At 40.6% G+C, this 25,698-nt stretch carries 16 protein-coding genes and 1 other annotated feature; all 16 genes read right to left on the reverse strand.

What is annotated here, in order from left to right:
* Positions 1-51: 51 nt before the first annotated feature.
* Positions 52-1,380, reverse strand: coding sequence for a zinc ribbon domain-containing protein (locus tag BPR_RS11930; RefSeq protein ID WP_013281746.1), 1,329 nt, complete (start codon positions 1,378-1,380; stop codon positions 52-54).
* A gap of 1 nt (position 1,381) precedes the next feature.
* A complete protein-coding gene (locus BPR_RS11935; protein ID WP_013281747.1) occupies positions 1,382-2,680 on the reverse strand; it encodes a zinc ribbon domain-containing protein in 1,299 nt (432 codons plus the stop codon).
* A 514-nt stretch (positions 2,681-3,194) separates the two neighbouring features.
* Positions 3,195-3,653 carry a zinc ribbon domain-containing protein gene (locus BPR_RS11945; protein WP_081441781.1) on the reverse strand — a complete coding sequence of 153 codons (459 nt, stop codon included), beginning with the start codon at positions 3,651-3,653 and terminating at the stop codon, positions 3,195-3,197.
* 631 nt (positions 3,654-4,284) lie between these two features.
* On the reverse strand, positions 4,285-4,458 hold the full coding sequence (locus BPR_RS20755) for a hypothetical protein (RefSeq protein ID WP_013281749.1): 174 nt from the start codon (positions 4,456-4,458) through the stop codon (positions 4,285-4,287).
* A gap of 419 nt (positions 4,459-4,877) precedes the next feature.
* The gene (tuf, locus tag BPR_RS11950) at positions 4,878-6,068 is read right to left on the reverse strand and encodes an elongation factor Tu (protein WP_013281750.1); all 1,191 of its coding nucleotides are present in this window, start codon (positions 6,066-6,068) and stop codon (positions 4,878-4,880) included.
* A 136-nt stretch (positions 6,069-6,204) separates the two neighbouring features.
* Entirely contained in the window at positions 6,205-8,322 is a 2,118-nt protein-coding gene (gene fusA / locus BPR_RS11955; RefSeq protein ID WP_013281751.1) for an elongation factor G, read from the reverse strand.
* A 48-nt stretch (positions 8,323-8,370) separates the two neighbouring features.
* Positions 8,371-8,841 carry a 30S ribosomal protein S7 gene (gene rpsG / locus BPR_RS11960; RefSeq protein WP_013281752.1) on the reverse strand — a complete coding sequence of 157 codons (471 nt, stop codon included), beginning with the start codon at positions 8,839-8,841 and terminating at the stop codon, positions 8,371-8,373.
* Between the two features lie 194 nt (positions 8,842-9,035).
* Positions 9,036-9,455 carry a 30S ribosomal protein S12 gene (rpsL, locus tag BPR_RS11965; RefSeq protein WP_013281753.1) on the reverse strand — a complete coding sequence of 140 codons (420 nt, stop codon included), beginning with the start codon at positions 9,453-9,455 and terminating at the stop codon, positions 9,036-9,038.
* Between the two features lie 148 nt (positions 9,456-9,603).
* Positions 9,604-13,332, reverse strand: coding sequence for a DNA-directed RNA polymerase subunit beta' (gene rpoC / locus BPR_RS11970; protein WP_042257990.1), 3,729 nt, complete (start codon positions 13,330-13,332; stop codon positions 9,604-9,606).
* A 103-nt stretch (positions 13,333-13,435) separates the two neighbouring features.
* Positions 13,436-17,302 carry a DNA-directed RNA polymerase subunit beta gene (gene rpoB / locus BPR_RS11975; protein WP_026663246.1) on the reverse strand — a complete coding sequence of 1,289 codons (3,867 nt, stop codon included), beginning with the start codon at positions 17,300-17,302 and terminating at the stop codon, positions 13,436-13,438.
* Between the two features lie 352 nt (positions 17,303-17,654).
* Positions 17,655-18,032: a 50S ribosomal protein L7/L12 gene (gene rplL, locus BPR_RS11980; protein WP_013281756.1), complete on the reverse strand. Its 378-nt coding sequence runs from the start codon at positions 18,030-18,032 to the stop codon at positions 17,655-17,657.
* A 69-nt stretch (positions 18,033-18,101) separates the two neighbouring features.
* Positions 18,102-18,677: a 50S ribosomal protein L10 gene (rplJ, locus tag BPR_RS11985; protein WP_013281757.1), complete on the reverse strand. Its 576-nt coding sequence runs from the start codon at positions 18,675-18,677 to the stop codon at positions 18,102-18,104.
* A 23-nt stretch (positions 18,678-18,700) separates the two neighbouring features.
* Positions 18,701-18,833, reverse strand: a sequence feature (ribosomal protein L10 leader region).
* Between the two features lie 55 nt (positions 18,834-18,888).
* Complete coding sequence (locus BPR_RS19965; RefSeq protein ID WP_052301827.1) at positions 18,889-22,020, reverse strand: pectate lyase family protein; 3,132 nt, start codon at positions 22,018-22,020, stop codon at positions 18,889-18,891.
* Positions 22,021-22,370: 350 nt separating this feature from the next.
* Entirely contained in the window at positions 22,371-22,967 is a 597-nt protein-coding gene (locus BPR_RS11995; RefSeq protein WP_042257021.1) for a PsbP-related protein, read from the reverse strand.
* A 127-nt stretch (positions 22,968-23,094) separates the two neighbouring features.
* The gene (locus BPR_RS12000; protein ID WP_026663350.1) at positions 23,095-24,978 is read right to left on the reverse strand and encodes a threonine--tRNA ligase; all 1,884 of its coding nucleotides are present in this window, start codon (positions 24,976-24,978) and stop codon (positions 23,095-23,097) included.
* 114 nt (positions 24,979-25,092) lie between these two features.
* Positions 25,093-25,599, reverse strand: coding sequence for an SEC-C metal-binding domain-containing protein (locus BPR_RS12005; protein WP_013281761.1), 507 nt, complete (start codon positions 25,597-25,599; stop codon positions 25,093-25,095).
* Positions 25,600-25,698: the final 99 nt, after the last annotated feature.

Below are 25,698 nucleotides of genomic sequence, written 5' to 3' on the forward strand. Positions count from 1 at the left end.
AAACCTCCTAAAAGCTCCAAAATACAGAAAATCAAATTATTACGCTATTTTTTATTCTAATCTCGTAAAGGTATACTCTTCTTCGTCAGACCACATTTTTAAGATTTTTCCATCGTACCGATAGTACATATTTCCATTTTGATAAAAATCACCTAATACGCCTGAATCCTCATTAATGGACGATAGATAAATCGTCTCCTCATCCTTTTCAGTATAGAAATAAGAATCAAATTGAAAAAGAGATTCTCTGTTAGTATCCTCCACTTCCATAATCCCATTATTCTTAATTGTAATCAAAAACGTCCCGCTACTGTTCGTCCAAGTACCAGCCAATTTATAGAAATGACTCTGGTTCATAATATATGAAGCTACTTCATTATCATCGTTACCACTCGAATTATATGTTTCCGGTAACAGTTCTTTTTCATAGTAGAAATAGCAATCTCCCCAACACTCAGAATCATAAGTGGCATTAAAATCATATTCTTGATCATTTATATAGTGAGATGAATACACTGTTGCCTCTGTATCTCCATATCCATCATCATCTATATAAAAGTAAAAATCTTTCATGTGACTTTTCATAGCATCTTTAACCTTAACTCGGCCAAAAAAATGCATATCCGTACGACTTGTTGGCTTTATGCTAAGCGGATATGATATTCCATACATCGTAACGCCCCAAAAATTATCCCAATATGAATCAAAACAACTTATCTGTTCCTTATCAAGTATAATTTTGAAATAATCTTTAATTTTTTCTTTGTCCCACTCTCCAATGGATTGAGCAATCTGTTTTCCGCATATATCACAGCGACCTACATTATCACTTCCTACGTATGTATTAAGCTGGTGAACAATGACACTTCCATCAGTTGCTCCACACCTCTGGCAAGTTTTAGGTTTCTCGCAGGTTGCTTCCGTCCATTCATGGCCAAGCGGGTTCCCCACAATAACTCCACATACGCTACATGTCTTTGGTTTATCGCATATAGCTTCATCCCACGTGTGTCCATCAACAGAGCATCTATACTCAGGGGATGTATTATATCTGCATATTTTGATTCCCTTGTTTATCAGTATTATCGCCATAGCAAAAACAATAGCAAGTATAGCTACTTTCCAATATTTCCCTCTAATAAGCCATCTACCAACAATCGTTTTCATTTTCATGAACAATATTTTTATATTGATCAGAATATCCTTTAATTTCCCACAAAAATTGCTGCCAAATTTACTTACTTCACTATTTTTTTTAATTCTTCCATCAACATAATTACGGGATACTACATTATTGTTTCTTGCATTGACCTTGTTCCCACATTTAGGGCAAAAAGCAACCCCATTTCTTATTTCTTCACCACATTTGTTGCAATACATGTTAACGTTTACCTCTATTTTTTTTATATTGAAATCTCACTTTTCTAACAATTTCCCTATCGTCAAAATCTGTAACACTAGACACATTACCGTTTTTGTCATATTCAATTTTTCTAACACCATCACTATTTTTATAAGAAATTTTAGCAGAAACTATTTTGCCTGATGAATCCTTCTCATATAATATTTTATTTACATCTTCTCCTAATTCATTCCCAAAAACATCAAAACATATGGTGTGTGCGATTGTACCTGATTCATATTTACGTTCCATTTCTATTTCAGAAAGATTATTATCCAAATATGCAAAATTAAAATTATAACTGCTGCTCTCTTTAACAGTTTGTAATCTTTCATTTTCTTTCCATGTTTCTGAACAATTCTCTTTTAATACTCTTCCTTCGTTATCATATAAATAACTATATATACATTCCAATACATTTTCTCCTGTATTGTCGGTGGCAATTATTTGAGTAAAAAAGCCATCTTCATTGTAGTCAAAATCATATTTCATAACTAAATTCATTAGTTCATCATAGCAATACAGTTCGCTTACCAACCCATCTTTTCTGCACTTTACATCAATAGTGTCGCCTCCTACAACATTATTTTGAGTTGAATGAATACATGCATACGAAGCCCACACACCATTAGTTGCCCAATTTACCATTGCATTTTTTTCATATGCTCTATTATCAAATACTATCGCCATTACTCTGCTTTCTGTATCTAAACTGTCTTCTAAAATATAACTCAGATGATCGCTTTTAGTATAAAAAAATGAATAATGTTCTATTTCATCATATTCATCCCATTCCAGCTCAGATATTCTTTTATTCTTATCTTTTTTATAGTTGACAACTACGTTATCATACTCAACCATTGCAGCTAGTCCACAGTCATACTCTTTCAATTCTTTGTATTCGTCTCCATCATAACTGTAGACTATTGCTTTTTGAGGCAATCCCATAGTATCCTCAAATAAGTCATTATTTCTTGCATAGTGAGATAAAATATCATCCGGAAAAATGCAAAACATCTTCTCTTCTGTGTTTCTAAGCGCTCCTTCAAGCCACATAGTTTCAACTTCATATTCATAAGTATTTATATAGATATAAAGTGCCAACACACAAACTGCTACAAATACTAAAGCTACTAAATATATGATTCCGCCTCGGTTATTCATTATCCTTTTTTTCTCACTGTCATTGCCATCATTCTTTATGTCTATAATTGAACCACAATACGGGCAAGATGATTCTTTGTCATTAATTTTTTCTCCACAGTTTTGGCAATACATAATACAATCTCCTGTACAAGTCTTCATAATTTGCAATTTAATTTGAGCATCAAGCATGATTGTGGGGTACCTAGCCTTAAACTAATAACAGTTGCATTTTGAAAACCACTTGGTTTTCTTTAATGTATTAGCGACCAAACAAAAAACAAAAAAGAGTATCCACAAGTGGTTTCAACTAATGCATCATGAAAGAAAAAACTCAATGTCAAGAATACTGTTATCGAGTGCTGTTATATATATGATGATGTAGACGGGGTTAAACGCATCAGCATAAAAGCTAGATTAACAAAGAAGCACGAGAACGACTGGCCATTCTGCCATAGGTCATGCACTGTATATGATAATCACTCTTCAGGGTCACGTTTTTGGCGCGACCTTGATTAGGGTGGGCATCCTTGTTGAGGTTGAAGTATCATACACATAGGATTTTTTCTCCTGAACATGAAGTTGTCGGTGCTGATGTTCCATGGGCATATCCATTTTCCATGCATCTCTAAATACCACCGTAATATTTTTACAATTTATACCCACAACTAATGCAAAATACATCCCCTTCTTCCAAAGTTGCTCCACACTTAGGGCAGATTCTACCAGCTGTTACAACTTCAGTTTCAAGTTCTCCCTGTTTGGCACCACACTTATTACAAAATGCACTGTTGATTGGAAGCTCTGCTCCGCAGCTTTCACACTTTCTAAGTCCCCTTGATGCAAGTTGGCGCTTTAATGTAAGATCAATCTCATCCTCGGTTCCTGACAGCTGTGCAAAGAGATCTGCATATGGAGTTGCTGCCATATCTTTTCCTGCGCTCTCCTCAATAAACTTCTCTCCGATTTGTCTTGTAATACGAATTTTCTGAGCCTTTAAGTCTCTTAGCTTCTCTTCGTAAGCATCTCCCTTTCTTTCATTTTCCTGTGGTCTGTCAAAAAGTCTCATAACCTGTTTTCTCCCATTCTTTTCCATTATTTTTTGCATACAAAAACGCCCATGAATGAACCTGTTAGCTTCAACAAGCTCATTTATGGACGTCACATACTATTTCTATATCAAAAGAAGACAGAATTATCTCATCTGTCTGTCTGTCTGTCTGTCTGTCTGTCTGTCTGTCTGTCTGTCTGTCTGTCTGTCAAAGTATATTTCTGAATCACTTAATCTGCAAGTCCTTTCTTATTCAGATGTGTAAACTATTTTATCATGTTTACTCTTTAAAAAATATATAGATATTTACGTTTTTTCGGTTTTTTGAATTATTATTTCTATCGACGGAAGATAATCAGTAAATATAATTTCCAAGTATCAAGAAAGCATGTTGCTTGCAACATGCTCGCGCCGAGCGCGGTTGCATTTATGCAACATTTACCTATCGCGCGAGTGCGCATCCATAGCGGAGCGTTTTTTATGATATAGGAATTTCGGAGAAATTTCCTATATCATAAAATAAAGAACTGCTGAACAATATCATTCAGCAGTTCTTTTATAATTATCCTTAATAGTCTAAAGCAAGGTACATTGGTGTACAATCGTCTTCATCGTCTTTTAGAAAGAAATGCAGGTCTTCGTTTCTCCTGATCCTTATCTTCAAAAGGAAAATGAACCATCCCCAATTTCATACTTTTCCACGCTTTAAAACCTCTTGTTCATAGATTTCATCCCATTCATCATCGAGAATCCAATCATCATCAGGAGGAAGATCTTCGATTCTTACAGCTTTTTTATGTAATAGTTCTCTGTTGTCTTTAAGAAATTCCTTAAAATCTTGAACAGATCTAATATCTGCCATAAAATCCTCCTTTCTGGATACTCACGAAGAATAAACAATGATTTTGGCAACCATTGTTATTTCTTTTAACACATAACAAAAACAAGTCGTATATATAATTATTTTCGACAAAACATAGCTAGAATTAGCACCATGACTCCACTTTTCAAAAGCGCATAAATACTGAATATAATCAGAGTCAAGACTCGGAAACGAAATCTTTTCCTCATTGGCGGATATCCGCCAAATGAAAGTATTCCAAAATACATTTGTTCGAGCGAGCTCGACATATGAATTTTGAAATACTTTCGCTTGACTCTGAATTTATCCAAATTTTTAGAGCCAAATTAGAGCCATAGACCAATTTTAGCAAGATTGTATACAAAAAAACAGCTTCCAGAGAAACTCTGGAAGCTGCATAAAATCTAGGTTTGTTAAGATTACTCAACGATTGTAGCAACCTTACCTGATCCAACTGTACGTCCACCCTCACGGATAGCGAACTTAAGACCCTGCTCCATAGCGATTGGGTGAATAAGCTCGATAGACATTGTTACGTGGTCACCAGGCATGCACATCTCAACACCATCTGGAAGGTTGCAGACACCTGTAACGTCAGTTGTTCTGAAATAGAACTGAGGTCTGTAGTTTGTGAAGAAAGGTGTATGACGGCCACCCTCGTCCTTAGTAAGAACGTAAACCTCAGCAGTGAACTTTGTGTGGCATGTAACTGTGCCAGGCTTTGTTACAACCTGACCTCTCTGGATGCCATCACGATCAACACCACGGAGAAGAAGTCCTACGTTATCACCAGCTTCGCAGTAGTCCATAGTCTTTCTGAACATCTCGATACCAGTACATACAGACTTAGAAGTCTCTTCCTTGATACCAACGATTTCGATTTCGTCGTTGAGGTTAAGGTGACCTCTCTCTACTCTACCAGTAGCAACTGTTCCACGTCCTGTGATTGTGAATACGTCCTCAACAGGCATAAGGAAAGGCTTATCTGTCTCACGAGTAGGTTCAGGAATGTAAGAATCAACTGTGTCCATGAGCTCGATGATCTTGTCACCCCACTCAGACTTAGGATCCTCAAGAGCCTTAAGAGCTGAACCACGGATGATAGGTGTGTCATCTCCAGGGAACTCATACTCTGTAAGAAGGTCTCTGATCTCCATCTCAACGAGGTCAAGAAGCTCAGGATCATCAACCATATCGCACTTGTTCATGAATACGATGATGTAAGGAACACCAACCTGACGAGCAAGAAGAACGTGCTCCTTAGTCTGAGCCATAACACCATCAGTAGCAGCAACAACAAGGATAGAACCATCCATCTGAGCTGCACCTGTGATCATGTTCTTAACGTAGTCAGCGTGACCTGGGCAGTCAACGTGAGCATAGTGTCTGTTAGCTGTCTCATACTCGATGTGAGCAGAGTTGATTGTGATTCCTCTTTCCTTCTCTTCAGGAGCCTTATCGATCTGATCGAATGCTACTGCAGGGCTGAATCCTCTATCAGCAAGTACTGCTGTGATAGCAGCTGTAAGAGTTGTTTTACCATGGTCAACGTGTCCGATTGTACCAATGTTAACATGTGGTTTGCTTCTGTCAAACTTAGCTTTTGCCATTTCTAAATATCCTCCTTAAGTGAAATGTTATCCAACATTTTCATACATAATTTAACCGACTATATCGATTATATTAAATGTTTGCCGCTAAATCAAGCATTTTGCTTGATTTAAACGGCGAAACATTCATATTTTATTAGTTGCCCTTATTTGAAAGGACTTTTTCCTGTACGTTCTTAGGAACTGGAGCGTACTTCTCAAAGAACATTGAGTAGTTACCACGTCCCTGTGTTCTAGAACGAAGGTCTGTAGCATATCCGAACATCTCAGCAAGCGGAACATGTGCTCTAACGATCTTACCGCCACCAAGGTCATCCATACCTTCAACCTGACCACGACGAGAGTTAACGTCACCGATAACATCTCCCATGTACTCCTCAGGCATTGTTACTTCAACCTTCATGATAGGCTCAAGAAGAACAGGAGCACCCTTCTGCATAGCATCCTTAAATGCCATAGATCCGGCAATATGGAATGCCATTTCTGAAGAGTCAACTTCATGGTATGATCCGTCGTAAACTGTTGCATGAACACCTACTACAGGATATCCACCAAGTGTACCAGCCTTCATAGCCTCTTCGATACCTTCGCTGATTGGCTGGATGAATTCCTTAGGAATAGCACCACCAACAACTTCGCTATCAAACTGGTAAAGATTGTCGCCGTTTGCATCCATAGGCTCGAAACGAACCTTACAGTGTCCGTACTGACCACGTCCACCGGACTGCTTAGCATACTTAGACTCAACGTCTACAGCCTTTGTAAGAGCTTCTCTATAAGCAACCTGAGGAGCACCTACGTTAGCCTCAACCTTGTACTCTCTAAGAAGTCTGTCAACGATGATATCAAGGTGAAGCTCACCCATACCAGCGATGATAGTCTGACCTGTCTCAGGGTTTGTATGAGCTCTGAATGTAGGATCTTCTTCAGCAAGCTTCATAAGAGCCTCATCAAGCTTCTGCTGACCAGCCTTAGTCTTAGGCTCGATAGCAAGCTCAATAACAGGATCAGGGAACTCCATAGACTCAAGAATAACAGGATTCTTCTCATCACAGAGTGTATCACCAGTTACTGTGTTCTTAAGACCAACAGCAGCTGCGATATCTCCTGAATATACTTTATCAAGGTCTGAACGCTTATTAGCGTGCATCTGAAGGATACGTCCAAGACGTTCCTTGTTGTCCTTAGTACTGTTAAGTACATAAGAACCTGAATTTGCAGTACCACGATATACACGGAAGAAAGCAAGCTTTCCTACGAATGGATCGCTGACAATCTTGAATGCAAGTGCTGCAAATGGGCCATCATCAGTTGACTCAACCTCAACTTCATTACCATCCATATCTGTACCCTTACAAGCAGGGATATCGATAGGTGAAGGCATGAACTCGATGATAGCGTCGATAAGCTTCTGAATACCTCTGTTTCTGTGAGCAGAACCACAGCAAACAGGGAAAGCCTTACATTCGCAAGTTGCCTTACGAAGTGCAGCCTTAAGCTCATCGATTGAAGGCTCTTCACCCTCAAGATACTTCATCATAAGATCTTCATCAAGATCACAGATCTTCTCAACAAGCTCCTGATGATAGAGTTCAGCATCATCCTTAAGATCAGCTGGGATTTCACCAATAGTAACATCCTCACCCTTATCATCATTGTAAATGTAAGCCTGCATCTCGAAAAGATCGATAATTCCCTGGAACTGATCCTCAGCACCGATAGGAATATAGATCATGATAGCATTCTTCTTAAGTCTATTACGAATCTGCTCAACAGCTCCATAATAGTTTGCTCCGATGATATCCATCTTGTTGATGAATGCCATACGAGGAACATTAAATCCATCAGCCTGACGCCAAACGTTCTCAGACTGTGGCTCAACGCCTTCCTTAGCGCTGAATACACCTACAGCACCATCAAGTACTCTAAGTGAACGCTCAACCTCAACGGTAAAGTCAACGTGTCCAGGTGTATCAATGATATTGATACGATGCTCAAGAGCACCTGGCTTAGGCTTACCATTCTGCTGAAGTGTCCAATGGCATGTTGTAGCTGCAGATGTGATTGTGATACCTCTTTCCTGCTCCTGTTCCATCCAGTCCATGGTAGCAGTACCTTCGTAAGTCTCACCAATCTTATAGTTTACACCGGTATAGTAAAGAATACGCTCTGTAAGTGTAGTCTTACCAGCATCAATATGAGCCATGATACCGATGTTTCTGGTTCTCTCCAATGGGTATTGTCTATCAGCCAAAGGTTCTTCCTCCTAATTAAATCTAAACACACATCTCTACGCTGCAGATTAGAATCTGTAGTGTGAGAACGCCTTGTTTGCTTCTGCCATCTTGTGCATATCTTCCTTACGCTTTACAGCTGCACCAGTGTTGTTGTATGCATCCATAATCTCTGAAGCGAGTCTATCAACCATAGTCTTCTCGCCTCTAGCGCGTGAAAAGTTTACAAGCCAGCGAAGTGCAAGAGCCTGACGTCTGTCTGGTCTAACCTCGATTGGAACCTGATATGTAGCACCACCGATACGTCTAGCCTTTACCTCGAGAGCAGGCATGATGTTATTCATGGCTCCTTCGAATACTTCAAGAGCAGGCTTACCAGCCTTCTCTTCTACCTGTGCGAATGCACCATATACGATCTTCTGAGCTACGCCCTTCTTACCATCAAGCATAACTGTGTTAACAAGCTTAGTAACAACCTTGTTATCGTATAAAGGATCCGCTAATACGTCACGTTTTACAATATGTCCTTTACGCGGCACGGTTCTTCCCTCCTTTAGAATTGCAATGATTATAATAAAGTCACTGCTTACTATAAATCATCGGTACTCACTAATCTTAGTGTACGTGCGGTTTTCTAACTTAGAAAAAATAATACTACCCATAAAATGGGGTGTTACTTATAACTATGTTAAAAGAATCCCAACACTATAAAATTAGATTTTTAGTTACTATCTTACTTGGACGCCTTTGGTCTCTTAGCGCCATACTTAGAACGAGCCTGTTTTCTGTCGGCTACACCTGCTGTATCAAGAGTACCTCTGATGATATGGTATCTTGTACCAGGTAAATCCTTAACTCTTCCGCCACGGATAAGAACAACGCTGTGCTCCTGAAGGTTGTGTCCCTCACCAGGAATGTAGCTTGTTACCTCAATACCGTTAGAAAGACGAACTCTGGCGATTTTTCTCAGAGCTGAGTTAGGCTTCTTAGGGGTAGCTGTCTTAACAGCTGTACATACACCACGCTTCTGAGGTGAAGCTGTTGCTGTAGCCTTCTTGTGAAGAGAGTTGAATCCCTTCTGAAGTGCAGGTGCTGTAGACTTCTTAACAGATGTCTGACGACCCTTTCTAACTAACTGGTTAAATGTTGGCATTCTTTTTACCTCCTATTTTGATATATGCATACGACAAAGGGGCAGAATTCACCCCTTTGTCGATACACGCAATTATGAATTATAAATACTATCATTTTGGTTGTCAACTAAATTTTTCAGTACAACCGTTTTAGTAAAAATTTATAAATTACTCTTCATCATCTGCTACAGTAAGCTCGTCATCTTCAACGTCATCTGCAACATCAATGAACTCATCATCGAAATCTCTTCTTCTCTTCTTGAGAATGAGTTTCTCAGGATCCTTGAAATTAACATCAGTATTAAGAGTTGTATTTCTATATCTCTTCATACCTGTTCCTGCAGGAATCAGCTTACCAATGATAACGTTCTCTTTAAGTCCGATAAGAGGATCAACCTTACCTTTGATTGCTGCATCTGTAAGAACCTTTGTTGTTTCCTGGAAGGAAGCAGCTGAGAGGAATGAGTTAGTAGCAAGAGCTGCCTTGGTAATACCAAGGATTACCTGCTTACCTTCAGCAGGCTTCTTGCCTTCTGAAACAAGTGCTTCATTACTATCCTCAAAATCAAGGAAGTCAACAAGAGTTCCTGGAAGGAATTCTGTATCACCACTCTCATCGATTCTTACCTTCTTGAGCATCTGACGTACGATAACCTCGATATGCTTATCGCAGATATCAACACCCTGCAGACGGTAAACTCTCTGAACTTCTCTAAGGAGATAATCCTGTACAGCACGGATTCCCTTAATCTTAAGAAGATCATGTGGGTTAACTGAACCTTCTGTAAGTTCATCACCGGCTTCAATTGTAACGCCGTCCTGAACTTTAATTCTTGATCCGTAAGGAATGAGATAAGCCTTAGACTCGCCAGTCTCATCGTTAGTAACGATAACTTCACGTTTCTTCTTGGTATCTCTGATTTCTACCTTACCATCAAGTTCTGAAATAATAGCAAGTCCCTTAGGTTTTCTTGCCTCGAAAAGCTCTTCTACTCTAGGAAGACCCTGTGTGATATCACCACCGGCAACACCACCAGTATGGAATGTTCTCATTGTAAGCTGTGTACCAGGCTCACCGATTGACTGAGCAGCGATGATACCAACAGCCTCACCAACCTGAACTGCTTCTCCTGTTGCCATGTTAGCTCCGTAGCACTTTGCACAAATACCATTGTGTGAACGGCATGTGAGGATTGTACGAATCTTAACTGCCTCAACAGGCTCTCCCTTAGCATTTACACCTACTGAAAGGATCTTAGCTGCACGAGATGGTGTAATCATGTGGTTCTTCTTAACAATTACATTTCCATCTTTATCCTTAATAGTCTCACAAGAATATCTTCCTGTAATTCTATCTTTTAATGGCTCGATAGTTTCCTTGCCATCCATGAATGCCTTAACTGTCATTCCAGGAATAACTTCCTTGTCTGCACAGCAATCAACATCACGAATGATAAGTTCCTGTGATACGTCAACCATTCGACGTGTCAGGTATCCTGAATCGGCTGTACGAAGAGCTGTATCAGACAGACCCTTACGAGCTCCATGAGCTGACATGAAGTACTCCAGAACGTCAAGACCTTCACGGAAGTTTGACTTGATAGGAAGTTCGATTGTACGACCTGTTGTATCAGCCATAAGTCCACGCATACCTGCAAGCTGTTTGATCTGCTGGTTACTACCACGGGCACCAGAGTCAGCCATCATATAAATATTGTTGTACTTATCAAGACCTGCAAGAAGCTCTTCTGTAAGCTTTTTATCTGTCTCCATCCAAGTATCAACAACTGCACGGTAACGCTCTTCATCTGTAATAAGACCACGACGGAAGTTCATAGCAATCTTATCAACTGTAGCCTGTGCTTCATCAAGCATAGCCTGCTTCTGCTTAGGCACTGTCATATCTGCAATTGAAACAGTCATGGCAGCACGTGTTGAATAGTGATAACCAGTATCCTTGATCTTATCAAGTACTTCTGCAGTTGCAAATGTACCATGTGTATTGATAATAGCAGTAATGATCTGCTTGAGCTGTTTCTTACCAACCATGAAGTCTACTTCAAGTTTGAAGAAATTCTCTGGATCTGATCTGTCTACAAATCCAAGATCCTGAGGAATAAGCTCGTTAAAGAGGAATCTTCCAAGTGTAGATTCAACAATACCTGTCTTAACTACACCATCAGCATCCTTCTTATCCATTCTGATCTTAACTCTTGACTGAAGAGTAATATAACCATTCTCATAAGCAAGAATAGCTTCGTCCACATTCTTGAAGCACTTACCTTCACCAAGAGCACCTGGTCTTTCCTGTGTAAGGTAGTAGATACCAAGTACCATATCCTGTGTAGGAACGTTAACAGGGCCACCATCTGAAGGCTTAAGAATATTATTAGGTGAGAGCATAAGGAATCTGCACTCTGCCTGAGCTTCAACAGAAAGTGGAAGATGTACAGCCATCTGATCACCGTCGAAGTCGGCGTTGAAAGGTGTACATACAAGTGGATGAAGCTTAATAGCTTTACCTTCTACAAGGATAGGCTCAAATGCCTGAATACCAAGTCTGTGAAGTGTGGGGGCACGGTTCAGCATAACAGGATGCTCTTTAATTACATCCTCAAGTACATCCCAAACCTGCTCGTCAAGACGCTCAACAAGCTTCTTGGCATTCTTGATATTCTGAGAAATTCCTCTTGAAACCAGTTCCTTCATAACGAAAGGCTTGAAAAGCTCAATAGCCATCTCCTTAGGAAGTCCGCACTGATAAATCTTAAGTTCAGGTCCTACTACGATAACTGAACGTCCTGAGTAGTCAACACGCTTACCCAGAAGGTTCTGACGGAAACGACCTGACTTACCTTTAAGCATGTCTGAAAGTGACTTAAGAGCTCTGTTACCAGGGCCTGTTACAGGTCTTCCTCTTCTACCGTTATCTATAAGAGCATCTACTGCTTCCTGAAGCATTCTCTTCTCGTTACGAACGATGATATCAGGAGCTCCAAGATCAAGAAGTCTCTTAAGACGATTATTTCTGTTGATAATTCTTCTATAAAGATCATTAAGATCTGATGTTGCAAAACGACCACCATCAAGCTGTACCATAGGACGAAGATCTGGTGGGATTACAGGAATGCAATCCATGATCATCCATGCTGGCTCATTTCCAGACTCTCTGAAAGCTTCAACAACCTCAAGTCTCTTGATGATTCTTGCTCTCTTCTGTCCGCTTGATGTATCAAGTCCTTCTTTTAATTCTGTATATTCTTTCTCAAGGTCAATATCAAGAAGAAGTTCCTTAATGGACTCAGCTCCCATTCCGGCACGGAATTTGCCGCCCCACTCTTCTCTTGCATCCTGATACTCTTTCTCAGAAAGAACCTGCTTGTACTCAAGTGTTGTCTCACCTGGATCAAGTACTATATATGAAGCAAAGTACAGAACCTTCTCAAGTACACGAGGTGAAAGATCAAGGATAAGTCCCATTCTGCTAGGGATTCCCTTGAAGTACCAAATATGTGATACAGGAGCTGCAAGCTCAATATATCCCATTCTCTCACGACGAACGCTGCTCTTTGTGATTTCTACGCCACAACGATCGCAGACAACGCCCTTATATCTAATCTTCTTGTACTTACCACAGTGACATTCCCAGTCCTTGGTAGGTCCAAATATTTTCTCACAGAACAGACCATCTCTCTCTGGCTTAAGTGTTCTGTAGTTAATTGTCTCTGGCTTGGTAACCTCACCACTATGTGGATCATTGTCGTTTCTATGTGCCCAACTTCTGATCTTTTCAGGTGATGCAAGTCCAATCTTGATTGAATCAAATGTCATTGGCTGGTAAACCTGCTGAAGAGTGCTGCCTCTGCCATTTGAAGCTTCATTTATTGCTTTATTCATTGTTGAATCAGACATTCGTAACCTCTTTTCTATATGTTAATGTGAGTTTAAGTTACAGCAATCTGCCTGACCGGGGATTCCCGGTCTGGCAGTTTATTTCTGATTACTCATCATCAGATGAATCAAAATCCTCAAATGAATCCTCTGACTCAAATTCATCTGCATCTTCAGCTTCTGCTACAAGCTCGCCGCTCTCATCGAAGTGCTGCTTGGAATAGCCGTTAGCCTCAAAAGATTCCTGGCTGTAATCACGTGCATTATCGCCTTCCATTTCAAAACGATAATCTGAATCTGTATAATCAACGCTCTCCATGATCTCAACTTCAGTGTTATCTTCACGAAGTACCTTGATATCAAGACCAAGGGACTGAAGCTCTTTGAGAAGAACCTTGAATGATTCTGGAACACCAGGTTCAGGAATATTATCACCCTTAATAATTGCCTCGTAGGTCTTAACACGTCCTACAACATCATCAGACTTAACTGTAAGTATTTCCTGAAGTGTGTAAGCTGCACCATAAGCCTCGAGAGCCCAAACTTCCATTTCTCCGAAACGCTGTCCACCGAACTGAGCTTTACCACCCAGAGGCTGCTGTGTTACGAGAGAGTAAGGACCAGTTGAACGAGCATGGATCTTATCATCTACCAGGTGATGGAGTTTGAGGTAATGCATGTGTCCGATAGTTGTTGGGCTATCAAACTTCTGTCCTGTTCTACCATCACGCAGCTGAACCTTACCGTCTGATCTGATTGGGACACCCTTCCAGAGTTCTCTGTGATCTCTGTTCTCATAGAGGTAATCCATAATCTCAGGATGTACAAGATCCTTGTACTTAGCCTGGAACTCATCCCATGTGCTATTTACATAGTCATTGGCAAGTTCAAGAGTATCCTGAATATCTATCTCGTTAGCACCATCAAAAATAGGTGTAGCGATGTTAAATCCAAGAGCCTTAGCTGCAAGAGAAAGGTGAATCTCAAGGACCTGTCCGATATTCATACGGGAAGGAACGCCCAGAGGATTAAGCACGATATCAAGTGGTCTACCATTTGGAAGATATGGCATATCCTCTATAGGAAGTACACGTGATACGACACCCTTGTTACCATGACGACCAGCCATCTTATCACCTACAGAAATCTTTCTCTTCTGAGCGATATAGATACGAACTGCCTGATTAACACCAGGTGAAAGCTCATCGCCATTATCTCTTGTAAATACCTTGGCATCTACAACAATACCATATTCACCGTGAGGAACCTTAAGAGATGTATCTCTTACCTCTCTTGCTTTCTCACCGAAGATTGCTCTAAGGAGTCTCTCTTCTGCAGTAAGCTCTGTCTCGCCTTTAGGTGTTACCTTACCAACAAGGATATCACCGGCACGAACCTCTGCACCAATACGGATGATTCCGCGATCATCAAGATCCTTGAGTGCATCATCACCTACGCCTGGAACGTCACGAGTGATCTCTTCAGGTCCGAGCTTGGTTTCACGAGCCTCTGCCTCATACTCCTCAATATGTACAGATGTATAAACATCATCACGTACAAGTCTCTCTGAAAGAAGAACAGCATCCTCGTAGTTATAACCTTCCCAAGTCATGAAACCGATAAGAGGGTTCTTACCAAGACCAAGTTCTCCCTGTGATGTAGAAGGACCATCTGCAATAACCTGTCCTGCCTCAACATGATCGCCCTTAAATACGATAGGTCTCTGGTTGTAGCAGTTACTCTGGTTAGATCTCTGGAACTTAATAAGATGGAATTCTTCCTTCTCGCCATCATCATATGTAATCTGGATAAGCTTACTATCAACAAAATCAATAGTACCAGCTTTTCTTGCAACTACACATACACCTGAGTCAACAGCTGCTTTTTTCTCCATACCTGTTCCAACTGCAGGAGCTTCTGTCATAAGAAGTGGCACCGCCTGACGCTGCATGTTTGATCCCATGAGGGCACGGTTAGCATCGTCGTTCTCAAGGAATGGGATAAGTGCTGTAGCAACTGAGAATACCATTCTAGGTGATACGTCCATGTACTCAACAGCTGTCTTAGGATATTCAGATGTTTCCTCTCTGAAACGTCCTGAAACAGTCTTCTTAACGAAGTGGCCTTCCTCATCAAGAGGAGTGTTAGCCTGAGCTACATGGTAATTATCTTCTTCATCAGCTGTAAGGTACTCAACCTCATCAGTAACTCTGGGATTCTCAGGGTCTGTTCTGTCTACTACACGATATGGTGCCTCAACGAAACCATAGTCGTTAACTCTTGCATAACTTGCAAGAGAGTTGATAAGACCGATGTTAGGACCTTCAGGTGTCTCGATAGGACACATACGTCCATAATGTGTATAGTGAACGTCTCGAACCTCGAATCCGGCTCTATCTCTTGAAAGACCGCCAGGACCAAGTGCTGAAAGACGTCTCTTATGTGTAATCTCACTCAGAGGGTTGTTCTGATCCATGAACTGAGACAGCTGTGATGATCCAAAGAACTCCTTAACAGCAGCCTGTACAGGCTTAATGTTAATAAGAGTCTGTGGAGAAACTTCCTCTGTATCATGAGTTGTCATTCTCTCACGAACAACTCTCTCAAGTCTTGAGAGACCAATTCTATACTGGTTCTGTAAAAGCTCACCTACGCAACGGATACGTCTGTTACCCAAGTGGTCGATATCATCATCATTACCAATACCGTACTCAAGATGGATATTGTAGTTAATAGAAGCAATGATATCTTCCTTGGTAATGTGCTTAGGAATAAGCTCATGTACGCGCTTCTTGATTGTTTCTGCAAGTCCCTCAGGATCATTCTTGGCAGTATACTCATCAAGAATTTCCTTAAGAACCGGATAATAAACATTCTCATTAATTCCAAGTTCAGCAGGATCACACTCGATGAAGTGTGTAATATCAACCATCATATTAGAAAGAACCTTAACGTTTCTCTCCTCTTCCTGTAAAAGAACATAAGGAATAGCCGCATTCTGAATCTCTGTAGCAAGAGCACGATCTACCTTGGTACCAGCAGAAGCGATCATCTCACCTGTTGTCTCATCAACAACATCCTCAGCGAGAACATGTCCATTAATACGGTTCTTGAAATGTAATTTCTTATTAAATTTGTATCTACCAACCTTAGCAAGATCATATCTTCTAGGGTCAAAGAACATAGCATTGATAAGGCTCTCAGCACTTTCAACACTAAGTGGTTCACCAGGACGAATCTTCCTGTACAGTTCAAGAAGACCACTCTGGTAATCTGTAGAAGAATCCTTAGAAAAACTTCCCTGAATCTTAGGCTCATCACCAAAGAGTTCGAGAATCTCCTCATTAGATCCAATACCAAGAGCTCTGATAAGAACAGTAACAGGAACTTTTCTTGTTCTGTCTACTCTTGCGTAGAATACATCATTAGGATCAGTCTCATACTCAAGCCATGCACCTCTGTTAGGGATAACAGTGCAAGCCATAAGCTCCTTACCGATCTTATCGTATGTAATATCATAATAAATACCGGGTGAACGAACTAACTGGCTGACGATAACTCTTTCTGCGCCATTGATAACAAAGGTACCTGTAGCTGTCATAAGAGGAAGATCGCCCATGAATATTTCATGTTCTGTGATCTCGTCTTTCTCCTTGTTATGAAGACGAACCTTTACTTTCAAAGGTGCAGCAAATGTTGCATCTCTCTCCTTGCATTTCTCAATCGTGTTCTTGTTCTTGTCAATCTCATCCTCGCAAAGTTTGAAATCAACAAATTCCAGACTGAGCTTGCCGCTGTAGTCCTCAATTGGAGAAATATCGTCAAAGACTTCCTTCAAGCCTTCGTCAAGAAACCACTGATATGAATTCTTCTGTACTTCAATCAGGTTTGGCATCTCCAGGACTTCCTTCTGACGCTGGAAACTCATACGAATGTTTTTACCAGAGCCGGTAGGATGTAATCTGTTTTTTTCCATTGACATTCACCCCGTTCTAAAATTTTTATTTTTTGCGGTAAAATAGGCATTTAGAAGCGCTCGTAAAAAAGTGCGCAAAAAGGCCTACCACACCACAATAGTGCACCCTAAATCATACTGCAAAGAAATTTGAATGTCAAGAACTTTTTTGAAAGACAAGCAGACTCGAAATTGTGCTTCTCACCACACGTAATTGATATACGAATTGCTCCGCACATGGTGCTCTCGCAATTCTACAGTTATGAAGAATCCGCACTACCGTGCTCCTTCTTCATAACTGTTCAGGTCAAAAATAAAAGGCGTATTACATGCAAGCATGTAATACGCCTTTTGCTTTTGACACTTATATCAATTACTTAAGAGTAACCTTTGCGCCTTCAGCCTCAAGCTTAGCCTTGATATCATCAGCCTCTGCCTTAGAAGCGTTCTCCTTAACCATCTTAGGAGCTCCATCAACGAGATCCTTTGCTTCCTTAAGTCCAAGACCTGTAAGCTCACGAACAACCTTGATAACCTTAACCTTGTTAGGACCAACTTCTGTAAGCTCTACATTGAACTCAGTCTTCTCTTCACCAGCTGCTGCTGCGCCAGCACCTGCTGCTGCAACTACAACGCCTGCTGCTGCAGATACGCCGAACTCTTCCTCACAAGCCTTTACAAGATCATTTAACTCGAGCACTGTAAGCTCTTTGATAGCATCGATAAATTCTGCTGTTGTTAACTTTGCCATTATTATATACCTCCATATAGTATAATTTCTGATTTTTGTTTGTTAATAAAACTTACTAAAATATACAGATTACTCTGCTGCAGGTGCTTCTGCAGGAGCTTCTTCTGTAGCTGGAGCCTCTGCTGTCTCAGCAGGTGCTTCCTCTGCAGCTGGAGCTGCCTCGCCACCCTTCTCTGCGATCTGATTAAGAACACGAGCGAAGTTTGTGATAGGTGACTGCATAGAACCAAGAAGTCTTGAAAGAAGGACTTCCTTTGAAGGGATAGAAGCAATATCTGTCATTGCTGCTGCGTCATAGAACTTACCTTCTATAACACCACCCTTAATCTCGAGAGCCTTAGCCTTCTTAGCAAACTCGTAAAGTACACGAGCTGGAGCTGCTGGATCTGTCTCAGATACAGCCATTGCGCTAGGACCGTTTAAGAGGTCTGAAAGCTGCTCGAAGTCTGTTCCCTTGAATGCGAAGTTCATCATCGTATTCTTGTAAACCTTGTATGTAACGCCTTCTTCACGAAGTTTCTTACGAAGCTCAGTATCCTGTGCTACTGTAAGTCCGCGGTGATCTACAAGTACGACTGCCTGAGCGTCTTTGATTTTCTCTGAAATCTCAGCTACTACAGGCTGTTTAAGTTCAACCTTTGCCATTTTTTTACCTCCTTATAGAATATACCGCCGAAAAAAAACCTCTCGAAGACATCGAGAGGTAAAAAAGTCTAATCAAACTTTTCCTCGGCAGGCGATAAATCATTATGTTCCTCATAAAGGAACACCTGCTGTCTTCGGCTGGCTGTCATATGGTTTTATCTGACAACCTTGTATAAATTAGCACATTATTTTTTTATTGTCAATATATTAATTATTTTTTCCAAATTAAAACGCCATTCTCGTCAAAGATATATTTGTGGAACCATCTGGTAAGTTCTCCTACATACATATTTCCGTCATTATCAAAATAGTATGTCTTATCATCTACTGTTACCATCATATCTTTGGCAAGCTTTCCATTGTCGCGGAAGAAATGCATATTTCCGTCAATAATCTGCAAACCATAAACCATAGCACCAGACTCATCATAGTAATATGTTGATCCATATCTCTCAAGCCAGCCAGTAACCATATCTCCATCACTGTTAAAGAAATACTTTTTCTCGTTTATAGTCTTATTGCCGTTTTTGAACATTACTCCATCTTCATCATAGTAATGATATATGCCATCAACATAGGCAAAGCCTGTTACCATATTACCATTTTCATCAAAATAATAGGTCTTAAAGTATCTTGTAAGCCAGCCGGTGACCATCTTACCATCTGCGCCAAAGAAATGCTTGGTATCACCATCTGTCACAAATACATTAGTTTTTCTCACACCATTTGCATCAAAATAGTAAGTATCACCATCAATTGTATAGATTCCAGTTACCTTAGTTCCATCAGTAAGGACATAGTATGTCTTGCCGTACTTGGTAAGCCATTCGCCATTACTTGATGATGGTTCATCCGGCTCAGGCTCAGCGATTTCTTCTGAAGATCCTGTTCCAGGCTCATCGCTTGATGCTTCTCCGGCTTCATCTGAACTTGCTTCAGATGCCGCTTCGCTTGATGCTTCGCCAGCTGCTTCTGAGCTTGACTCTGATGCTGCTTCGCTTGATGCCTCTCCAGCTGCTTCTGAGCTTGACTCTGATGCTGCTTCGCTTGATGCCTCTCCAGCTGCCTCTGAACTTGCTTCCGATGCCGCTTCGCTTGATGCCTCACTTGCAGGATCATCATTTCCAGGATCATCTCCTGATGGCTGATCATTGCTCACATATTCCATGTAGAAAAGATTTTCTGTATCCTTCTTGGTAAGCTCATGATCTCCCTTCCTGACATCCAGGTTCATTACGTTTGTTGCCTCTTTTACCGCTGTTCCATCAAGCTTAATCGAAGAATCTTTATCCCCAAATACAAGGATCAGCTGACCATCAGAAGGAGCTGCAAACTTGATACTGGTCTTACTCTCAATCTTAAGGCACTGTGTCAGTAATTTACCATTGTATGTTACAGTACCTTTTCCTGTAGAAAGATTACCCTCTATAGTAAAGAAATCACTGTCTTTTCCTGATGCCGTAAAGTTGTGAACATAACTTCCTACATTAACAGGAGTTTCTTCATGCTGCTCACTTGAACTATCAGATGATGCTTCGCCAGAGTTATCTGATGATGCCTCACCTGCACCTGAATCTTCTGATGATGCCTCTCCAGCTCCGGAGTTTTCTGAAGATGACTCTTCTCCTGAATTTCCGGCTTCACCTGCAGTAGAACCTCCTCCAACTGAGACAAGGTTTGTCTGATATGAATTCAGTGCTGCCTTGAGAGCACGGTTTACACCATAATCAGCATCGTCAACTTCGTTGTTAAATTCCCAGTTAAAGTCTCCTCCATTTTCTCTACCTGCAAAAGATACAACTTTTTCTTTTGCCTCCTGCGGAGAATCTGCAGAGTATGAATACATGATTGCTGAAGTATCGAAATTATTGTAGCTTGTGCCACCCTTGTAGGAAACAACTTCTGATGGAACCTGCTCATCAGCTGCCGAAACTTCATATGCGTCAAACTCAGTGCTGTTCTCCTGATATGTAACGTAGGACTGCTGGCCTTCCATATAGTTGTTAAAAGACTTGATGATACCGCCATTCTCGCTTGAGAAAGTGCCATAATCTTCATTTCTTGTAAGGGTCTCCCAATCAGCCATAACATCAGAGCCCTGCTCAGATATCAGCATTGGGAATTTGCAGTTTCTATAGTAATTAGCCTCTACAAAAGCTGATGCACCCATAGTAACGCCAACTCCATATTTGGCATTTCCGTCATAATAGTTATTGTAAATATGTACGCTACAGGTTCTGATACGTGGGTGTCTTGAGTCTGAATGATCATACCAGTTATGGTGATATGTAATGTAGTTTTCTGTAGATTCAGACTTCATCCCCTGAAGATTACTCTTTCCTGTATCATAGAAATGATTATAGGAATGAGTTACAAATGTTGACTTCTTGGTGTCAAGAGCGCCATCGCCCTTAGCCTGATCTGAATCTCCTCCTGCATATCCATAGAAGAAATCGCAGTTATGAACCCAGACATGATCATCGCTTTGCTGAAGTCCAAGATCATCACCTTCTGAACTGTCACAATTCATAAAACCAATATTTCTTACTTCTACATTTGAAGCATTCTTGATCCTAAGTCCCCAGCCATCAGCCGTAGCGTCTTCTCCAACTCCTTCAAATGTAATTCCGCAGGACACTCTTTTGTTATCTCCTGCTCCGCTTATAACAATATCGCCACCTTCCATGGTAGCAAAATCTGTGATCTGGCCTACAAATCTCACATCAAGTGGTCTAAGATCATAGCCCTTCTTGTACAGATTAAGGATATTCTGAAGTCCTGTCGCAGGTGTCGTTGCGCCCTTAGCGTTAGTAACAACATCCATTGCAACTGAATCCTTAGTTTCATTAGTAATATAAAGAACTACAGCATCGTTTCTAAGTGTTCCATCATAGTTATATGCTCCGTTGGAATCACCATTTACAAACGCAAATCCAGATCTGTCATGATTCTGTACATAAACTGAATCTGTACTCACAGCTGCGCTTGTATCTTCATCACCATCCTCTAAAGGAACCACGGTAAAAGAATAATTGCCTGCAGAAAGTCCAAGTGCATCTGCCCTGTAATATTTCTCACCGGAATCAGAAGAATAAAGACGGATAAGCTCATCATCAAGCTGCACCTGTCCACCGTCCCCATTCACATAAACATTGTAGCCCGAAGCCCCATCTACTGCTCTCCATGTAACATACGCTGACTCGAGCCATCCGCTGTCCTCCATAACAACCGGTGCTTCCACCGCTGCTGCCGCATCGACCTTGGAACCTGCAAATGCAGAAGTCGCAATAAGAACTCCTGCCATGGCAAGCCCAAGTCTGGTATTTAATTTTTTCCCCAACATATAGCCTCCCTTGAAATTATTAGTTTTCCCGAGGTGCTGGTATCCCCTTCGCAGCAACCCCCGCTATCTTTCTTAATCATAAGGTCACAGCAGGCTATAATCAATCATTTTATGTAAGCGTTTACAGAGAAAATATTCAGACATTTTTGTGTATTTTCGACAATTGATTTTTGGAAGCTATTACAATCGAATATTATAAAGTTTCTTAGCCACAATTTTATTCATTTCGGAGCCATTTTATAATATTAGATATTTCCTCATAACATACAAAAAAAGATAGCCTGCAAAAGGCTACCTTTTCGTATATCAAGCGGCGTCTAAATAATCTTGACGTCCACCTCTTATCATTATTATCTTACATGTATCGTTTCAGAGCTTGCCTCAAAAGCATCCTGGCAATCATCATCCTCAGCCCTCTGATAAGCTATTGTAAACAGTCTGTACTTGGATATGATCATATAAACGGTCTGATGGATCTGTTCTTCATCAGATTTCTGATATGTAGACTCGATTTTAAATCCGGGATACCCATCTACTTTTATCTTGGTAAAAGAGCTGACATTGAAATTAACATTCTCTCCATACACCTTATTATATGCATCAGATAGGCGGGATTGATAAATATCTTTAGTCAGATTAACTGATTCATCGATTACAGCCGCTGTTCCCGACTCCTCTAATTCCTTTCGTTCTCTGTTAGTCAGTACTTTATCAAGCCCATTATCATAAACACTATATTGGATAGTAGAGGATTCCATCGGGCTGTTAACATTTACAAATAATCCCTTTTGATTTCCCGGGACAAACTCAGTTGGAATAGAAAAAGAGCATTGAACTGCCGTTTCAAGATCATCAGCCGCCTTAACCTTAAGTGAGCCCAGGGCAGTTATTATGAAAACAACCGCCAATGCTGATGAAATAAGCATGTATTTACTTTTAGTCTTCAAAGACAAATCTCCCACCCAAACACCTCTATCTTTTAATAGGCACAATGCATATTGCATTGTGCCTATCATAAATAAGTAATGCTAAATAATTATATCATAGAAAAATACAGTTCACAGACTATAACAATCATGCCTCATAGCTGTCAATAAGCTCAAGGGAATGCTCTTCATTCATCTTCTTGCACATAGCAACAAGTGCATCGAGAGGAACATTCTGAACCTGCTTGTTGGAACCGCGAACATTGATAGATACTGTTCTCTCAGCAGCTTCTTTATCACCAACAACAAGAATGTATGGATCCTTGTAATTCTTAAATTTCTTGATTTTCTCCTTCATGTTGTTATCTGAGTAATCAGCCTCAACACGAATTCCGGCATTCATAAGAGCCTGCTCAACTTCCTTGGCGTACTCATTATGCTCAAGTCTGATAGGAACGATACCTACCTGATATGGGCTCAGCCAGAATGGGAATACACCCTTGAAGTTCTCGATGATAATACCGATAAATCTCTCAAGTGATCCATAAATAGCTCTGTGAATAACAACAGGCATCTGCATTGTTCCATCCTGAGCCTGATATGTAAGACCAAAGTTGTGAGGAAGCTGGAAGTCAAGCTGTACTGTACCACACTGCCATTCTCTTCCGAGAGCATCCTTGATCTGAAGGTCGATCTTAGGGCCATAGAAAGCACCATCTCCTTCATTGATCTCATATCCGCCTTCGCCATACTTCTCATCAAGAATTTCCTTAAGTGCAGCCTCAGCTCTGTTCCAGACTTCGATGTCACCCATGAAGTCTTCAGGTCTAGTAGAAAGCTCTGCTCTGTAAGTTACACCAAATGTAGAATAAATCTCATCTGCAATAGCAATTACATCTGCAATTTCTTCCTTGATCTGTGATTCCATTACAAATGTATGATCATCATCCTGACGGAACTCCTGAACACGGAAAAGACCATTCATCTGTCCTGATTTCTCCTTACGGTGAAGAACGTCATACTCACTGTAACGGATAGGAAGCTCTTTATAAGAATGATTTGTTCTCTTATATGTCATCATGGCATTAGGACAGTTCATAGGCTTAGCTGCCATTGTGTCGTTCTGCTCACGATTATAGATAACTGAACCAGCCTGGATCTTGATATTCTTAGGCTCTTCTGTAGGATCGTTATTGTTCTCTAAGATTCCGGGAATCTCAGCATCAGCCTTGAGCCATCCGGAAACTCCGGGTACCATGAACATGTTGTTCACATAGTGAGCCCAGTGTCCACTGATAAGCCAAAGCTTCTTGTTGTTAACAAGAGGAGCAGCAATTTCTGTATAGCCATGTCTCTCCTGAATCTCTCTTGAATACTTGAGGAGTGCCTGATACATCTTCCATCCTCTTGGAAGCCAGTAAGGCATACCTGGAGCTGTCTCATCAAACATGAAAAGATCAAGCTCTGCACCAATCTTCTTGTGGTCTCTCTCAAGTGCTTCCTGTATCATCTTGATGTGATGCTTGAGTTCATCCTTGCTTGGGAAAGCATAGAGATAAATTCTGGAAAGCTGATCTCTCTTCTCATCGCCTCTCCAATAAGCACCTGATACAGACTTGATCTGATATGAAACATTCATAAGTTCCTGAGAGTTGTCAACGTGAGGTCCACGGCAAAGATCAACATAATCATCGCCAGTGTAGTATACTGTGATAACCTCATCCTCTGGAAGGTCGTTAATAAGCTCTGTCTTAAACTTCTGGTCTTTGAACATTTCAAGTGCTTCCGACTTTGAAACCTCTTTGCGTGTCCAATCCTCTCTTCTCTTGATGATCTCGCGCATCTTATCCTCGATGGTCTTGAAATCATCCTGTGTTACAGCCTTAGGAAGAACAAAATCATAGTAGCAACCATCATCAATCTGTGGTCCGATCGCATACTGTACTTCCTTGCCGTAAAGCTCAATAACAGCCTTAGCCAGCACATGTGCCATTGAATGGCGGTAAACCTCTAGAAACTCTTCTTTATTCATTTCTTTGTCCTTTCTCTGCAATACCTACCGGGTAATGCATCTTATAAAATAATAGTTATCATAACAAATGGCATCACAGAATTCATGATGCCACTTAGTTACCTAATTAATTGATTATGCGTTTCTTCCGTGGCACTTTTTGTACTTCTTGCCGCTTCCGCATGGGCATGGATCATTAGGATAAACCTTGTTCTCTTTTCTAACAGTATGTGAAGACTTCTCCTCTTTGTAAAGAGCCTTAAGCTTGTCCTCATCAAAGATTGCCTTCCACTCCTCAAGACCATAGAGCCAATCAGCACCGGCTGCAACCATGTTCTTGTAAAGGAGTTCCTTGTCAAATCCAAGGTTAACCTCTGTATCCTCGGTCATATCGTCAATTGGATTCTGCTCCTTGAGGGAATCGTTGATACCATCAAGAAATCCAACCATATACATAAGATCAATGCCAAACTTCTCAGCAAGTCCCTTAACAGTACCTGTAACTACTTCATCAGGATTCTTGAGAAGCTGTGCGTAAATATCGCGCTCTTTCTGAAAATAATCTGTCCATAATCTCTGAAGATCGCCCTTATTAGCTGTCTCAGAATAGGCTTTGTCACGCCACTCTTGTAATAATGCCATAACCAATACTCCATTTCTTGTATAAAAAAATTTATTTCTTACATTTTTTGTAAATGCACGTAGTCATTATTTTAATATATTTGATTATTTCTGTAAACA

The sequence above is a fragment of the Butyrivibrio proteoclasticus B316 genome (genome assembly GCF_000145035.1).
GTDB lineage: Bacteria > Bacillota > Clostridia > Lachnospirales > Lachnospiraceae > Butyrivibrio > Butyrivibrio proteoclasticus.